The sequence below is a fragment of the Olavius algarvensis spirochete endosymbiont genome (assembly GCA_900608495.1).
In the GTDB taxonomy this organism is placed as follows: Bacteria; Spirochaetota; Spirochaetia; order DSM-2461; family DSM-2461; genus UBA2779.
The window spans coordinates 1-453 of record UWYT01000305.1; the positions used below are offsets into that span (position 1 = coordinate 1).

At 49.9% G+C, this 453-nt stretch carries 1 protein-coding gene; it reads right to left on the minus strand.

All coding sequences use genetic code 11. From position 1 onward, the window contains the following. Window positions 1-353 (minus strand): NHL repeat-containing protein (locus tag S1OALGB6SA_RS10710; RefSeq protein ID WP_230204522.1); only part of this gene is annotated, 353 nt, incomplete at its 3' end. Between the last annotated feature and the right edge of the window lie 100 nt (window positions 354-453).

Genomic DNA, 453 nt, shown 5'->3' on the forward strand with positions numbered 1-453 from the left:
GTTCTATCTTCTATCCTGTCTGCCGGCGTGATTTTCCGGATGCGGTGGTTGCCACTTTCTACCACATAGACATTGCCGGATGAGTCCACAGCCACTCCAGCGGGGTAGTAAAACTGCGCTTCTGTGCCGGTGCCATTTGCAAAACCCGGTGTGTCAGTACCCGCAAAGGTGCTTACCACCCAGGCCATGCTGGTGCTGTCGGATTCCGTACCGGTGCCGTCGGATTCCGTACCGGTGCCGTCGGATTCCGTACCGGTGTTGTCGGATTTCGTACTGGTGTTCTCGGGAACCTTGCAGGACACCAAAAGGCTCATAAGAGCCAAAACCAAGATACTGGTGGATATTCTATTCATAATTTCTCCTAAAGGGTTGATTATAATCTCAAACACTATTATAATCTATTTCATCCCGATTCGCCAGAGGATTTAGAGGTTTTCTCAAATCCAGCGTCTA